Source organism: Paenibacillus sp. FSL H8-0259 (genome assembly GCF_037963255.1).
In the GTDB taxonomy this organism is placed as follows: domain Bacteria; phylum Bacillota; class Bacilli; order Paenibacillales; family Paenibacillaceae; genus Paenibacillus_AQ; species Paenibacillus_AQ phytohabitans.
The window spans coordinates 1,273,763-1,290,051 of sequence record NZ_CP150147.1 but is presented as its reverse complement, the minus strand read 5'-3'; the positions used below and the strand labels follow the sequence as shown (position 1 = coordinate 1,290,051).

The 16,289-nt window shown below is 53.4% G+C and carries 11 protein-coding genes and 1 riboswitch; all 11 genes read right to left on the bottom strand.

The annotated features are described in order from the left end of the window. Nucleotides 1–208: 208 nt before the first annotated feature. On the bottom strand, nucleotides 209–2,659 hold the full coding sequence (locus NSU01_RS05495; protein WP_339302693.1) for a PA14 domain-containing protein: 2,451 nt from the start codon (nucleotides 2,657–2,659) through the stop codon (nucleotides 209–211). Between the two features lie 13 nt (nucleotides 2,660–2,672). Beyond that, nucleotides 2,673–2,753: riboswitch (cyclic di-GMP riboswitch) on the bottom strand. A 137-nt stretch (nucleotides 2,754–2,890) separates the two neighbouring features. Next, complete coding sequence (locus NSU01_RS05490; RefSeq protein WP_042133969.1) at nucleotides 2,891–4,264, bottom strand: sugar phosphate nucleotidyltransferase; 1,374 nt, start codon at nucleotides 4,262–4,264, stop codon at nucleotides 2,891–2,893. Nucleotides 4,265–5,310: 1,046 nt separating this feature from the next. Next, a complete protein-coding gene (locus tag NSU01_RS05485) occupies nucleotides 5,311–6,651 on the bottom strand; it encodes a UDP-glucose/GDP-mannose dehydrogenase family protein (RefSeq protein WP_042133965.1) in 1,341 nt (446 codons plus the stop codon). 4 nt (nucleotides 6,652–6,655) lie between these two features. Then, nucleotides 6,656–7,756, bottom strand: a complete 1,101-nt coding sequence (locus NSU01_RS05480; protein ID WP_042133962.1) for a glycosyltransferase — start codon at nucleotides 7,754–7,756, stop codon at nucleotides 6,656–6,658. A 102-nt stretch (nucleotides 7,757–7,858) separates the two neighbouring features. Further along, complete coding sequence (locus NSU01_RS05475) at nucleotides 7,859–8,998, bottom strand: glycosyltransferase family 4 protein (RefSeq protein ID WP_042133960.1); 1,140 nt, start codon at nucleotides 8,996–8,998, stop codon at nucleotides 7,859–7,861. After that, complete coding sequence (locus tag NSU01_RS05470) at nucleotides 8,995–10,185, bottom strand: glycosyltransferase family 4 protein (protein WP_042133957.1); 1,191 nt, start codon at nucleotides 10,183–10,185, stop codon at nucleotides 8,995–8,997. Before NSU01_RS05470 ends, NSU01_RS05475 begins: the two co-directional genes overlap by 4 nt. Then, nucleotides 10,172–11,026 (bottom strand): glycosyltransferase family 2 protein, encoded by an 855-nt coding sequence (locus NSU01_RS05465; protein WP_042133955.1) that lies wholly within the window; start codon nucleotides 11,024–11,026, stop codon nucleotides 10,172–10,174. Before NSU01_RS05465 ends, NSU01_RS05470 begins: the two co-directional genes overlap by 14 nt. Nucleotides 11,027–11,282: 256 nt before the next feature. Next, the gene (locus NSU01_RS05460) at nucleotides 11,283–12,662 is read right to left on the bottom strand and encodes an oligosaccharide flippase family protein (protein WP_042133953.1); all 1,380 of its coding nucleotides are present in this window, start codon (nucleotides 12,660–12,662) and stop codon (nucleotides 11,283–11,285) included. Continuing rightward, on the bottom strand, nucleotides 12,628–14,127 hold the full coding sequence (locus tag NSU01_RS05455; protein WP_042133951.1) for an O-antigen ligase family protein: 1,500 nt from the start codon (nucleotides 14,125–14,127) through the stop codon (nucleotides 12,628–12,630). Before NSU01_RS05455 ends, NSU01_RS05460 begins: the two co-directional genes overlap by 35 nt. Nucleotides 14,128–14,158: 31 nt before the next feature. After that, nucleotides 14,159–14,932: a WecB/TagA/CpsF family glycosyltransferase gene (locus tag NSU01_RS05450; RefSeq protein WP_039302998.1), complete on the bottom strand. Its 774-nt coding sequence runs from the start codon at nucleotides 14,930–14,932 to the stop codon at nucleotides 14,159–14,161. Then, nucleotides 14,929–16,275, bottom strand: a complete 1,347-nt coding sequence (locus NSU01_RS05445; protein WP_042133950.1) for an O-antigen ligase family protein — start codon at nucleotides 16,273–16,275, stop codon at nucleotides 14,929–14,931. Before NSU01_RS05445 ends, NSU01_RS05450 begins: the two co-directional genes overlap by 4 nt. Nucleotides 16,276–16,289: the final 14 nt, after the last annotated feature.

Here is a 16,289-nt window from a genome sequence, read left to right as displayed (position 1 = left end):
ATCTCCTTTCCCCGGGCCTCACTGCCGCCTTAGGCGTGCAGGCATGCAGTTCTCTGTTAAGAGGCTGCATTGAATTACCCGGATGGTCTATAGCTTAGTAGCCCTGCTGATAAGCAGGGCCATTAAGATTGGACTTTATAGGATTTAGAATTGTAACGTCTTAACCAGTATCAGCGCCAATAATGAATGCAGCTGCGGGGGTATGATCTTAGGAAGCGGAAGGGAGAAACAGTGCGCTCGCAGGAACCGTTGCCTTAACTTGGCTCGGACTCTCCCACATCAGGCGTGCTCTGGCATCTCCTTGATTCTCATAGTACTCCACTTGTATATCATATAGCTGACCGGCTGTCAGGCTTATGCTTCCTGTGCGTTCGGTCCCGCTCTGCTTCATCCAGCTGTCGATCACAAGCTCACCATTGATCCGTACGCGGATGCCGTCATCTGAAGTGGTATAAATCTGATAAGTCTCAGTGTATAGCGGCTTGAGCTTACCGCTCCAGCGTACAGAGAAGAAATCTATGCCGATTGCGGCATCCGGCGTGCCTTGACGCCAGTTGAAGTCAAGCACTGCATCGGTACGTACCACTGCCGGAGCACCAGACAACGTCATATTATTGAAATATTCCGCAACCAGCCCATTCGCCGCAGGAGCCTCGGCCGTAAGATTCTCCGGTAATGGAGCTTCTGCCGGCGTCGGTACCGCTGTTGGCGTTGGTGCCGCTGTCGGCGTTGGTGCCGCTGTCGGCGTTGGTGCCGCTGTTGGCGTTGGTGCCGCTGTCGGCGTTGGTGCCACTGTCGGCGTTGGTGCCGCTGTCGGCGTTGCTGTTGGCACCGGTGTTGGTGTTGATACTGGTAACGGCGTTGCTGTTGGTACTGGTGTTGCAGTCACAGCCGGAGCATCCAAAGCTGCTTTGCTGGCTGAAGAAGCAGCCGTGTTCACAAATAACGCGCTTGTAGGGACAGTTGCCTTCGCCTGGCTTGGACTCTGCCACATCAGGCGGATATTGGCATCGCCGGCATTCTCGTAATACTCCACTTTGATATCATACAGCCGGCCTGCCTGCAGGTTTATGCTTCCTGTACGCTCGGTACCGCTCTGTTTGGTCCAGCTGTCGATTACAGCTGTGCCGTCAATATAGACGCGGATACCATCATCGGATGTAGTGATAATCTGATAGGTTTCACTGAAAGAAGGTTTGATCTGACCCGTCCAGCGTATGGAGAAGCTATCCACTCCAAGCTTGGCATCCGGCGCTGCCTGGCGCCAGTTAAAGTTCAGCAGCGCATCATTCCGGACCAGAACCGGAGTGCCCGAAAGCGTCATGTTCTTGTAGTATTCTCCCTGAAGACCATTCTGAACGACGGGGGCCGTCACAGAATCATTGGAAGCAGGGGGCGGCGTCAGTATCGGTATTGGCATTGCAGTCTGTACCGGCGCTGGTGTTGCTGTTGGAACTGGCGTTGGCGTTGCTGTCGGTACCGGCGTTGGTGTTGCTGTTGGTACTGGCGTTGGTGTTGCTGTTGGTACCGGCGTTGGTGTTGCTGTTGGTACTGGCGTTGCTGTCGGTTCCGGCGTTGGCGTTGCTGTTGGTTTCGGCGTCGCCGTAGCAAATGTGCCTGCTTTATAATCGTCCCGGGTCACAGTATAGCTGTCGCTCATGAAACCTTTGATGGTAGCAACTGTGTTGGTTTCATACAGCATTTTTCCCCAGCTCATCATATATACCCAATTTTTCTGTGAGAGTTGCAGCTTTGCTGTGCTTGGCATTTGTCCATTCTCGCCAATGGCAATCGGTTTGCCATTCGCAAGTGCGAGCAGGCTGTCATGATATTTATTCATATAATCGTTCTCATATATATCTGCCGCGAGTACATCCACCTTGTCAGCCCCCGGGTAGGTCAGCGCATAAGGATCAGACCAGGCATTGGGTGCATTGGGGTTCCATACCCACAGCAGGTTGTTTAATTTATGAACGTTTACGAAACGGTCATACATAATATTCCAAAGCGCAGCAAAGTTATTTTTCTTCCCCCACCAGAACCAGTCACCGTTCATTTCGTGGTAAGGTCTCCAGAGTACGGGAACACCAGCATCCCGCAGGCTTTTAAGTGAAACTGCCACTTTGTCCAGATCTGCAATCAATGCAGTGTACTGTGTTGTACCCGGAGTAATATATTTATTGAATTCCGCCTGGCTCAGCGGTTTCTGAACATTGGACCAGAGGTATGCGGTACCGGGCAGATTCTCATGAAAAGTCATGGCTACAATGCCGCCGCCCTTATACCAGTTGATCGCGCTGTTCACAACATTTCTGCGTTGCGCCGCTGCTGTACTTTCCGATTGCCCGCTGATTACGCCCAGTTCATAGCCGTGAAGAGCAGCATATTGTCCGCTGGTTCCTTTCAGCTTGTTGCTGAATTCGTCCGGACTTTCCAGATAGTCATGTTGGCCGGTAATAATGCCTTTTCCAGTGATAGAATACAGATCATCCAGCAATCTGACTGCTTCGGTTGAAGCCTCCGGATTAACGGGCGCTTTGGAACTAGACGCAGCTTCTGCAGATGAAGGCATTCCGCCGAGTCCCAGAGGTACTGCAGTCAATAAAAGGGCCAGAGACAGCACAGTGCACAGCAAACGAGACTTACGGTAAGTTATCAAAATCCATCTTCCTTTCGGTAGCCAGGCTGCCACTCTTGCGAAGGCCCTATAGCTTTGCGTCCCTATCTTTCGATTAGGTTTGCCTTTGTCGTATTGGAAGGATTAATCCCTCTTACCGTAAGTATCGTCCCTATTTAGTTTTAATTTAGAGCAAAAATGAATTTTTCTTAATAAATGGTTCTTAATACCTGTTTTGGATTTGTAACAATTGGTTATATAGATAGATTAGACCTATGAAATGAATTGCTGCAAGGCGATATCTTCCCAATCCAAGGTGATTCGGATGTTATCTTCCTCCACCAGCTCAGAGCCGGTCTGCACTTCGATAAATTCCATATCTGTCAATGCCAGGATCGCATGCTTGGTGCCTTCCGGAATCCGTACGACATCCCCCGCCTTCACATTATGCATTTTCTCATTGAGCACAATGCTGGCTTCACCGCTGACAATGGTCCAGATTTCACTGCGTTTGTGATGCAGCTGATAGCTGATATTTTTACCTTCAGAGATAAAGATTCGCTTCGTCAGCACCTCATTGCCTTCCGCATATTTCACATAATCAATTACCTTGTAGTGGCCCCAGCGGCGTTCTTCGTACATCGGTCTTTGTTCAAAAGATTTCAGCACTTCTTTAATGCGCGGGCTCTCCGCCTTGTGCGTAACCAGAATTCCGTCCGGGCTGGCGGCGATAATCAGATCCTTCGCTCCGATCACGGTGATCGGAATGTCCAGCTCGTTGATCAGGCAGGTGCCTTCGGAATCTGCAGTGACGAAGCCTTTGCCGACATGATTGCTGGTCATTTCTTCAGTCAGCGTGTTCCAAGTGCCCAGATCCTTCCAGAATCCGGCGTAAGGCTGAACCACGATATTCTCTTCTTTTTCCACCACTTCGTAATCAAAACTGATGGAAGCCAGCAGTTTATACTGCTTCTGCAGTTCCTCATAGTTCAGCGGCAGTCCTTTGCGCTGCAGAATATCCAGCAGATAACCTAGACGGAAAGCAAACACGCCGCAGTTCCAGAGCGCGTTCCGGCTGATCAGCTCCTCAGCCTGCTTGCGGTCCGGCTTCTCCTGGAAGTGGCTCACCTGCAGATACCCGCTCGCCCCCGCTTCGGCGCTGGTAGGAATGATATAGCCGTATTTCTCGGAGGCATGCTCCGGAACTACGCCCATCAGCGCCAGATTGGCGCCGCTCTCCAGCATCGTGCTCTCCAGCTGCAGAACGGTTTCGAAGAAGGACGACTCCACATAAGGATCGACGGGCAGGATGGCTACCGTCTCGCTTGGTGAAACACCGGCGACCGAATACAGATAAGCTGCTGTCAGTGCGATGGCAGGGAAGGTATCGCGCCGCTCCGGCTCAACGATAATCGGCACCCCGCTGCCCAGCTGGCTCTGAATCATCTCTACCTGGCTGCGGCCGGTAGCCAGGTAGGACGATTCCGCCATCCCTGTCTCCTGCAGCTGTCTCCATACCCGCTGTACCATGGATTCCGGTTCACCTGCCGGGCTTTCCAGTACTTTCAGAAATTGCTTCGAACGTGAATCATTGGACAAAGGCCAGAGCCGTTTACCAGAACCGCCTGATAGAAGTACTAGTTTCATAAGTGAACCCTCCTAAGTTTATATGATGTCGCGAAAATATCGGATTGTTATTGGGAGCAGGCTGCGTTTGCTTAAGCCTAAAGGCGGCTGTTATGAGGGTCACTGCAAGGAATGTTTGGACTTTCGGCCGCTGTTGTCTCCAGATTTCCTGATTTAAACCGCTTATCGCGGTAGAAATCCGGAGACAAAGGCGGACGCTAACGCTCCTACAGTTCCAAAATTCCTCTCCGTTCCATTACATAACAGCTGGCTTATTCGCTTCGCCCGCAGGCTAAGCTCCCGGCTAAAGATCCGGCTATTGCCGCTTGGTTGAGCGGCAATTGAATCAGCTGCTGCCGCTTGTTGTTGCGGCAATTGAACCTGCGGCTGCCCCGCCTGCTTTTGCGGCGGCAAGGCCATTCACGCTTGTTCCAAGGCGGCGCCGCTCAACTAAGCGGCGGTGAGAGATTTAAGGGATTAAATGCATCTTGTTCCAAGGGATTTCCGCTCGCTGTAGCAGCGAAGGGGAAACATAACACTCTTGTTCCAAGGTTTTACGTTCACTTACGCGGCGGTGGAATCAAGAGCACTAATGCCCCTCATTTCCTCCATTGGCCCACATCCGGTGCATTCAGAGGAATTTATCCCTTAATTTCCCCGTACAGCACACTTTCGGCGGAATTAGAGGGGTTTTTCCCCTTAATTTCCCCATACAGCACACTTTCGGCGGAATCAGAGGGATTTTTCCCCTTAATTTCCCCATACAGCACACTTTTGGCGGAATTAGAGGGGTTTTTCCCTTTAATTTCCCCGTACAGCACACTTTCGGCGGAATCAGAGGGATTTTTCCCCTTAATTTCCCCGTACAGCACACTTTCGGCGGAATCAGAGGGATTTTCCCCCTTAATTTCCCCGTACAGCACACTTTTGGCGGAATTAGAGGGATTTTTCCCTTTAATTTCCCCATACAGCACACTTTTGGCGGAATTAGAGGGATTTTCCCCCTTAATTTCCCCGTACAGCACACTTTCAGTGGGAGGCTGCGGGATCACTGATAGACCAAGAGCTTAGACCGCGCCAGCAACGCTGGCGGAGAATCCGCTAAGGCCGCCCATCTGCGGGCGTCCGACAGAATGATACTCCAGGCCGGTTCCTTCGATCTGCTCTTTGCTATAGACATTGCGGCCGTCGATCAACACCTGACGGCGCATGCTCTTCGCCAGCAGATGCAGGTCGATATCCTTGAACTGGCTCCAGTCGGTCAGGAGGCATACCGCATCGCTGCCTTCGGCAGCCTCTTCCGCCAGCCCGCACCAGCGGAGCTGCGGGTGATCATATTGCGCCCGGAAATTCTCGGCGGCAATCGGATCATAGAGCTTCACCGTGGCGCCTTCGGCTACCAGCGCTTCAACGATTTCACGGGCAGGCGCCTCGCGGACATCATCAGTGTTCGGCTTGAAGGCGAGGCCCCAGATGCCGATGACTGCGCCGCGCAGGCTGCCCAACGACTCATGGAGCTTGGAGATGATCATGAAGCGCTGGCCTTTATTGACCTCGACCACCGATTTCAGCAGCTTGAACTCGTAGTCCACGTTGCCGGCAATCTGGATCAGCGCATTGGTGTCTTTCGGGAAACAGGAGCCTCCATAACCGATACCGGCCTGCAGGAAGGTAGATCCGATTCTCCGGTCCATTCCCATGCCCTCGGCCACCTCGGTTACATCAGCTCCCACTTTTTCGCAAATATTGGCGATTTCGTTAATGAACGATATTTTAGTAGCCAGGAATGCATTTGACGCATATTTAATCATCTCGGCGCTGCGGATATCCGTGACGAACACATTGTCTGTGAAGCCCTGATGAAGCTGGCGCATCATCGGCTCAAGCTCAGGATTATCGAGTCCGATCACGATCCGGTCGGGATGCAGCGTATCGCGGATCGCGGAGCCTTCACGGAGGAACTCAGGGGCGGAGACAATGTCGAAGGGATGATTCGTGTGCGAAGCGATCAAATTGCGGATTTTCTCATTGGTGCCTACGGGTACGGTTGACTTGGTCATGATGACCTTGTAGCCTTCCATTGCCTGCGCAATTTCAATGGCTGCCCCTTCGATATATCTTAGATCCGCTTCACCGCCCGGCAGTGAGGGGGTCCCTACGGCAAGGATGACGATGTCGGAGCGGCGGACCGAATCCTTAAGATCGGCCGAGAAGCTCAGCCTGCCCTCACGGAGATTCATTTCGATCAGTGCCTCAATACCCGGCTCATAGATTGGGGATTCCATCCGGTTCAGCTTCTCGATCTTCGCCTCATCCTTATCCACACAGATGACATGATTTCCGTTAAGGGTGAAGCAGACACCTGAGACAAGACCTACATATCCGGTACCGATTACTGCGAGTTTCATACAATCATCCTCCTTTTAGGAAATTGACGTAGGCCTGTTCCACATACTGCTTGAACTGGACCATAAACGCCTGCTCATCAAATTTACGTGCATGGCCCATAATCTGCTCGATATCCCACGCATAGGATTCTGCTTCATCTATGGCCTGGAGCAGATCATCAACTTCCTGGTGCTGGAAGAACACGCCGTTGACGTAAGGAATAATCGTGTCCAGCGCTCCTCCGGCCTGATAGGCGATGACCGGTCTACCTGCTGCATTCGCCTCCAGGGGCGTAATGCCGAAATCCTCTTCTCCGGGAAAAACAAAAGCCCGGCACTGCGACATCAGTCCAGTCACTTCTTCATCCTCCAGCCGGCCCAGGAAAGAGATATTATCCTTAGCCATGCCTTCCAGACGCTTGCGGTCCGGCCCGTCTCCCACGATGTACAGCTTTACACCGTTACGGTTGAACGCCTCTACTGCCAGATCGATCCGCTTGTAGGAAACCAGCCGGGATACGATCAGATAGTAATCTCCAATGGTAGGGGAGCTGGTGAAGCGTGCTGTATTGATCGGCGGGAAGATCACATCGGAATCCCGGTGGTAATAATTCTGAATCCGCGTCTTCACGACGGAGGAGTTGGCTACGAACTGATTTACATTTTTGGAGGTACGCTGGTCCCAGTTCTTCAGCCGCTGCATATACACCTTGAGCAGTCTTTTGAATAATCCGGAATTCGACTGCCGCTCCATGTAAGTGTCATAATCCCAGGCGAACCGCATGGGGGTATGGCAGTAACACAGATGAAATGTAGACTCGGGCACCTGGATGCTTTTCATAAAAGCACTGCTGGAGCTAAGGACGATATCATACCCGCTGAAGTCCAAATCGCGGACGGCCATGGGATAGAGCGGCAGCACCCCTTTGAAATTCCGCTTCACGCCGGGGATTTTCTGCAGCCAGGAGGCCCGGATATCCGCATCTTTGAGGTTATCGGTCAGGCGGCTTCCGTTAAAAACCGTTGTGAAGATCGGAGCATCCGGATACATGTGATGAAAAACCTCCACCACTCTTTCCGCTCCGCCCATTTGGATTAAGTAATCGTGCGCTATCGCAATTTTCATGTGAATCATCCTCAAAGTTTTATGGAGCAGCATCATCAAGCAGTGAACGCATGGTAGAAACGGATAGTGAAGCAAGTCTTAAGCATTGTCCAAGTACGAGGGTCAGGTAACCGCCAGCAAACCTTTGTAGTAAGCGACGATATCCTTGACCGTATTCTCGATGACAAAATGCTCTTTCACCCGTTTCATTCCATTATCCGCCATCCGTCTACGCTCTTCGGGATGGTTCAGCATCCAGGTGATGGAGTCTGCAAGTACAGTAGCATCTCCCGGCTGGATCAGCATTCCTGTTACGCCAGGAACTACAATCTCAACCGGTCCGCCTTCATTGGAGGCAATCACCGGCAGTCCAGCCGCCATACCTTCGACGATGACCTGGCCAAACGGCTCGGGGGTGATCGACGTGTGAATCAGTAAATCGGCTTTGTTCATAAGTCCTTGTATATCATCTACATGACCCAGCAGGCTGACATTGGTAATGTTGCCTTGCTGCATCTGCTGAATTAATTCCTGTTTGTATTCCTCTTCCCCGAACAGCGCGTCTCCGGCAAGCCAGAACTTCACCCGGCTGTCATGCTTGAAGGCCTTGGCGGCTTCCAGTACAATATGCTGGCCTTTCCAGTGAGCCAGGCGTCCCACCAGCAGGACATTGAAGTCCTTCTGGTCCCGCTTGCCGATCCCTTCACCAATCGCTTTGGCAAAAGCGGAGTAAACGACCAGCGTCTTCTTCGACCGCGGCAGCTCCAGCGCATTCAGCGTGGAATGGGAATTGGCGATGACGCCGTTCGGCAGCAGGCGTGACAGCAGCCGGATCGCCTTGGCGACAACCGGCTTCAGGTACGGGGCTCCGATATGGTCCCGGATATGCCAGATCAGGGGCACTCCGGCTTTTTTGGCAGCCACCGCTCCGTAAAATGCCGATTTCAGCGAATTGGTATGCACGCAATCGACCTTCTCCTCTTTGAGCAGCGGAGCGAGCTTACGGCCGTAGGCCAGCAGCTTCATTGCAGCCGCCGGGGCGCCGAGGTTCACGGCATTGCGTCCGCGGCTGCGGATGCTCTCATCCAGCGGGATAATGCGAACATCAATGCCCTTCTCCCGCAGCCGTTCGGCCAAAGTGCCTTCTTCCGCCAGAATCACCAGCGGGCTAATCTGTTCACCGATGTTGGTGAGAATGTTGAACAAGGCAACCTCTCCGCCGCTCCATTTGGCGGTGTGATCAATATAAGCGACTTTGATCATCCTACGCTCACACCCTTTCCCAAAGTTTCGAGGAATACGGACTCCACTTGATCGCCTACATGCTGCCAGGTATATTTCTCCAGCACATGATTCCGGCATTCGTCACGGCCCGGCAGCAGCTTGCGGTTGCTCAGCATATGAATCATGCCTTCTGCCATATCGTCGCTGCCTGCACTCTTGAACAGCAGCTCCGGCCGGAAGCCCTGCAGAATCTCCTTGTTGCCGCCGACCGGAGTCGCCATTACCGGAAGGCCGGAGGCCAGCGCCTCCACGGTGATCAGGCCGAAGCCTTCCAGCGCCTGCGAAGGAACGACGAACATATCCGCCGCCTGATAATAGGAGGCCAGCTCATGATCGGGAATATAGCCCAGGAGCCGGACCTTGTTGCCCAGTCCGTAATCGGCTATTTTCTCTTCGAGCTCACCGCGCAGCGGGCCTTTGCCCCCGATCAGCAGAATTGCGTTCGGGAACCGTTCGGCAACCTGCTTCCAGGCTTCGAGCAGCTGCAGCAGCCCCATCCGGTTCATCAGCCGCCGGACCGTCAGCACGGTAGTTGCACCTTCCGGCAGATTCAGTGTCCGCCGGATCGCCAGCCGGTTGGTGGAAGGCACGAACCGTTCCACATTAGCCGCACCCGGAATGACGATGATCTTGTGCAGCGGCACCCCGTGCAGATCATGCAGCATACCCCGGAAGTATTCGCTCAGGACAATGAATTTGTCTGCCAGCTTGTAAGCCTTATGTTCAATCGATTTGGCAATCGTTGTTTTCACCTTGTGCCTGATGCCTTGACCTTCGATCTTCATCTCTTCATTCCAGGGGCCGTGGAAGGTCATAACCACCGGAATGCCCCGCTTCTTCGCTTCTATCGCCGGCCCGATGCCGTAAGGTGCGAAGTGGGTATAGAGGATATCAATCCGCCCGCTGCCGTCTCCCATCAGGTCCGCCGCCTTGCGCTGGAAGGCATCCTTGCGTTTCCAGATCGTCTCCTTGGGATCACCGGCGTTGTGGATGATCAGTTCCTTCGGGGTAGCAGGTGTCTCCTGACTACAGATCAGGGCATGCACCTGGTTCCGTGAGGAGAGCTGCTCACATACGGATTTGAAATAGGTGTTCAGTCCTCCGGGCTGTAACGAGGGCCAGCTGAGGCCGGTCGTCATAATGTTCAATCCGTCATTGTACGACATAGCTTCTCTCCCCTTTGTTCTCCTTGTCGGCCTGGCCCATGGCATTATGCCGGGTCAGCTTGCCGGAGCTGTGTAATTCGTAATGCTTGAAGCCGACCATGAATTCATACATCACCCAGAATATCGATACCGCGAAGCCTGAAATTCCTTTTTTGAATAATCCGTGCACGAAATACTTCTGCAGGAAACGTGCCGGCGGCCGCAGCAGCAGGTGGCTCAATTTGAACGGCTTGCCGCTTTCAAAGGCGCTTTGCGCTTCCAGATCCGTGTATTTGTTGAACCGGGCCACGTGGTCGTTGATGCTGCGGAAGCCTTGATGCCACAGCGTTCCGTTCAGCTTCACCGTCCGTTCCTCGGATACCTCGGGCATCTCATGCACCAGGCTGTTGCGGATGCCGTACTCCTTGCGGTTATACAGCCGCACCAGGTACTCACCCTTATCCAGCCATTTGCCGAGAAAATCACCAATCCGGTATAGCGAGAACGCTACGGTAGCATCCGTAAGTCCCGGCTTGCGCTCCAGAATATCCCGCGCCAGCTCTTCACTGACCACTTCGTCGGTATCAATCAGGAAGACCCAATCATGGACGGCGCGTTCCACTCCGAATTCCCTTTGCTTCGCATATCCGGGCCATGGGTTAACATACACCCGGCATCCCAGGCTCTCGGACAGCTGGACCGTCCCGTCTTTGCTGCCCCCGTCGATTACAACCACCTCGTCGGCGAACAACCGGCAGGACTGAATTGCTGCGGAGATTCGAACTTCGTCATCCTGAGCAATGATGACCGCCGATATCGGGTAACTCCCCCGGCCGCCAAGCACGCTTGTCATTGAATCCATGAAGGTATCCTCCTTTGCCTTGTAGGTCCGGTGTGTGTCGTCGCTGCGAGAAAAGTTTGGGCTTCCGGCCGCTGTTGTCTTCTGATTTCATTGATTGGACCGCTGTTTGCGGTTGAAATCAGAAGACAAAGACGGACGCTGACGCTCCTGCAGCTCCAAATTTTCTCTGCGCTCCTCCAAGCACCGTCCCTTGGTTTTTTAGCAGATAAGTCGCTCGCCTCGTATTCTCGGCTCGCTGAATCAATTACTTACCTGCTTACACATCCATAGGTTTCTTGCGAATATACGAATTCATCGTCGTCTTCAGCCACTGAAGGTCCTGGGCGTTAATAAGCAGCCGCGGAAGCTTAACCTTCAGGTTGTATCTGATATTAAGAATAATGAACAGGAACCGCAGCACTGCCGAGGAGAGCATGGCCACTCCGGCTCCGAACAATCCGAACTTCGGCACCAGCAGGAAGAGCAGCGGAATCACGAGGATGAGGCCGACTCCCTGAAGGATGGATACGAACTTCGGCTTGCCCAGCGCCATGAATACCTGGGCCAGAATCAGGGTCCCTCCGCTGATGGTCACTTCCAGCAGCAGCAGGCGGAACACGGTAAGCGCCGTATTGAAATCCTTGCCGTAGAGCAGAGGGATGACGAACGGGGCAACCAGCATCAGGAACACTGCGCCTAGCAGAGTACAGGTAGTACTGATCCGGAAAGCCTTGAAGGTAAGGGCTACCGCTTCGTCCTTCGACATCTCGGAGGCTTTGGGGAACAGGACCACCGTAATCGAATTGGAGAAGAAGTTGACCATTCGCGACAAGCTTACCGCAACCGCATAGAGCCCCAGATCGGCCGGCCGGAGCAGCCCGGCAATAATGATCTGGTCTATGTAATAAGAGAACTGTCCAAGCAGGTCATTACCATAGGAGCCCATACCGTAAGTAAACAATCTTTTGAAGTTAAGATAGGCATCCCGCAGCTTTACTTTGTAGGTGCGGAGCAGCGAGACCGTCATTCCGATGAACAGCGGAACCGACGGGACCAGATAGGCCAGCGCTGTTGTATAAGGATTCATGTGTCCGGTCAGGATGAGTATCCCAATCGCGGCCAGCGTCAGCAGGGGAATCAGATAACGCAGCCAGTTGAAGGTTTTGTAATCGCCTCTGAACTGGAACGCCGCATTATTGACCTGTGAGACCACAATCAGCGGACACAGGATCATCGACCACTGGGCGAAGACCACAACATCATGGCTGAAGGACTTCAGCCAATACGGGAGAACAATAATTCCGATGATCATGGCCATGGTTCCGAACACAAGTCCGATCAGCAGCGCCACCCTGTACAGCACCCCGGCTTCATCCGGGTTTTTCTTGGCGTTGTAGATCAGTGCCGAGGGGATACCGAAGCTCATGCTGAACGCCAGGAATTGTGACCAGTTCACCATAGCGGTCTGTTCCCCCCGACCTGTCGGGCCGAGATACCGCGCGGTCAGCACGCCGGTCAGCATATTGACCAGCAGAATCAGTACGCTGACGAACATTGTTTTGACGGCAGCCGAGCTATTGTCCTTACTCTTCGTGAAGCGCCGGAGGGAGGACCAGACTGTACTAGCGGGAAGTGATTTTGCGTTCAACTGCTGCATGTGGTATACCCTTCTTTCTGCTCTGAGTAATCTCTTTGGCACTGAGTCCGAGTCCGATCAGCATCCAGATCAGATAACCCTTAAGGCCCGGAAATCCGTTATCCGATACCAGACTTACCACAGCCCCCATCCATGCCGCCAGCGACAGGCGGGCATAAGGCTGAAGATGATCCTTGCTGGTTACTCTGACGGCAATCTCTTTAATGACGGCCCCCAGGGCTCCGAAAAAGAACAATGCGCCGAGTACTCCGAAGGTAAGCAGCAGTGCGATCACACCGTTATCCATGTTCCCGTATTCACCAAGCTCCCCGCCGTTGCCGATCTTCGTCCCCTGTCCTACACTGCCGATACCCTGCCCGACCGGATTACCTGCCACCATCGGCAGCATGTTCGTCCAGAGGCTGAGACGTTCATTGTAGGAATGATCCTCCTGCACCGAGGTGAGGGTCTCCATCCGGGCGACCAGCCCCTCTGCCCCCGGCAGCTTGGGAACAATCGTGAACAGCGCGGCTGCCACGAATCCAAGCTGCAGCAGGGTTTTCCATTTGCCTTTGGACGGAGAGGAGGCAATGTACACCAGCAGCATCACCAGCAGGACCAGCCATGCGGAACGCACCAGCGTAGTCAGCAGGCAGACTACTACGAGCAGAACACCGATCCAGCGCAGTGTCCCCTGCCATCTTTTCTCCAGAATCATCGGGACCAGTGCGAAGACCAGGAAGGTTGCCGCCGGGCCCGGAGAATTCAGAGTGGAGAACACCCGGATCTCCAGGGGATACGGTGTGCCGATGGACATCATATCCGCGTTCCGCATCCAGAAGGCGTCCCACGGGGGAACCGTCAGATACTGTACAATTCCATATGCTGCAACCAGCACGGCGATATTCGCAAAAGCGTACAGCAGCCGGTCGATATCCTTCGGTTTGTACTGGGTTACCGCGAAGAACGGAATCAGCAGCAGTGGAACGATATAATTCGCCAGATCGTATACCGAGCCAATGCCGTTCTTCGCGAGGCCAATCATCGCGCCGTAGGCCAGCGCAATGGAGAACAGCAGAAGGATCCGGGTAGAGGATTTGCGGATCTTGTGAATCTCCTTCAGCACCGGAATGGCTAAGGTAGCTCCGGTGAGCAGGGGAGCCAGACTCAGCAGTGATACGGAGTGATACACCCCTTCATACCAGTCTGCGATCCGCCGCAGCTCCGGGGCAACCGCCCAGATCAGCAGCGTGTAAGGAATCAGCATCCGTGTATTCAGCAGCGCCAGCAGGAAGGCCGGGAAGAGGATTCCTGCCAGTATCACTCCCTGCAGACTGTTTGATGAGCTGAGCTTCGCACTGGCGAAGCCGATCAGCAGCGGCAGAATCACTGCTGCGCCGCAGATCATGGTCATCACTGCCGCTGACTTCACAGCTGATCTAGAGGGAAGACTCAGACTGTTCTCATCCCTGCTTAGCATCTTCATTCCCCCGCCTCCCGTCTCCGCCGCTTCTCGTTTATTGCGATTTGCTGTTCTTCACTTTATCCCGCTTGCGCAGCTCCTTGAGGAGCAGCACCAGGAACTGGGCATCATCGACCAGGTATCTTTTCCATAGACGGCCCGGCTCCTGACTGAGCCTCCACAGCCATTCCATTCCGGTTCTCTGCATGAAATCCGGAGCCCGTTTGACCGAGCCTGACAGGAAGTCGAAGGTTGCGCCCACACCGATCGAGATCGGCGCCTGATAAGAGGTATAGTGACGGTATATCCATTTCTCCTGCTTCGGCGCTCCCACGCCTACGAACACAATATCCGGCTGACTCTCGGTCAGCATCTGGATAATCCGCTGGTTCTCTTCTTCGTTGTGCTCAAAGCCGTAGGAAGGAGAATAGCAGCCGACAACATTGATACCCGGATAAGCTGCTTTCAGGTTCTTCGTCGCCTGCTCCGGCACGCCTTCCGCTGAGCCCAGGAAGAACAGCCGGTATTTCCTTTGTTCAAAAGCATTGCCCAGCCTGCTGAACAGGTCCGCTCCCGATACCTTTTGCTTCAGCGGCTTACCGAGCATTTTGGAAGCCCAGATGAGCGGCATTCCGTCTGCCACAACAGCTCCGGCTTCGGAATAGACCTCCTGGAACTCTTTGTCCTTGCGGAGCTTGATCACATGATCGACATTGCATGTCAGGATGTAGGACTGGTTCCTTTCCTGAATCGTTTTGTCAATGTAATCGAGCAGGTCCATGAAATCATAGTTATCGAAATTGACATCGAACATATTCACTTGGTTCATCGTATCACTTCTTTTTGTGGGGAATCGGCCAGCTGTGAAGATCGATACAGGCAGTTCAGGTACCAACAGAACGGAATGATGAATTGGACCGTCGACAGCGTGTTATCTGTAAATGAGTAGATCAGAAACGCTGCTATAAAGAGCAGATAATAAGGTTTGACCGGCGGTGCCAAAGCCCTGTACACCAGAAGGAACACAGCCAACAAGGAAAGCAGCAGCAGGATTGCGCCGAAATACCCTCCATCGAAGTAGAAGCGGATATACTCATTGTGAGGAACAACAAACCCTTTGTAGAGCGATCCGTCATTCGCCACCGTCACCGCTCCAAGACCCCGTCCCGCATAGGGGGAATCCTCCGCTTTGTTCAGGAAGTACTCCCAGGCTTCGGCACGCCCTGACAGGTCGACCCCCGTTTCCGTCGTACGTTCGAAGGAACGTTTCTTGATGTTATCGAGCTGCAGGTATACTGCCGAGGTGATCACGAGCAGTGAACACAGCAGCGGGATTAGAAATTTCGTTTTGCCTTTTAAATACTGGCGGGAGATGTCGTAGAAATAATAGAGCACCATCAGGACCAGCGCCAGGATCGGCCCCCGTGTCCCGGTTCCAATGAGAATCAGGAAATTCAGACCCAGCATTGTGTAGTAAAAGCGGATATGCTGCGGGCTTCGCTTAATTTCAATGAACGCGATCGCGACTCCCATGAACGCCAGCATAGCCAGATGCGCCGGAATATTCGCCCCCTGAATCCGTACTGCGCCGGTGAATTCGATGTCGAGTAAGGAATGCAGATGAGCCGCCTGCAGCACCACTCCGGCCAATACACTGACCAGCGGCAGCAGGGTGATGATGCGGATTTGCTTCTCAGCCACCTCCTTCTTCCAATTGATAAGCAGGAATACGAAGGGCAGAGATAATCCGATAAAAGCTTTGACTGCAATCGATGAGCTCATCTCCGGCAGCCAGATGGAGAAGGTGAAGGTGATGAAGACCAGCGCCAGCATCGCCCACAGGGGCTGGCTGAGCCGGAACTTCAGGCCGTTGACCAGAATGCACGGCACCAGCAGCACCAGGATAACCAGTTTGTAGAGTGAGAGAATCTCAACACCGAACATACTGCCGCTGAACAGGAAATTAATCGAGACTGCGGTGGTCAGCAGAACGAAGTAGCTGATCAGTTCCGGACGGGAGATGGAGACGAACAGCAGCATAATCAGGAGTACAGCAGCTACGGCTATGACCGGCTGGTAGATGACCGCTGCCCCCAGGAATAATGCGGACATGAGATAGAGCATTCCGTATGGCAAAGCGTTTATTTTGGAGCCCCATTCAAAATTAGTCATGTCACGCACTCCCC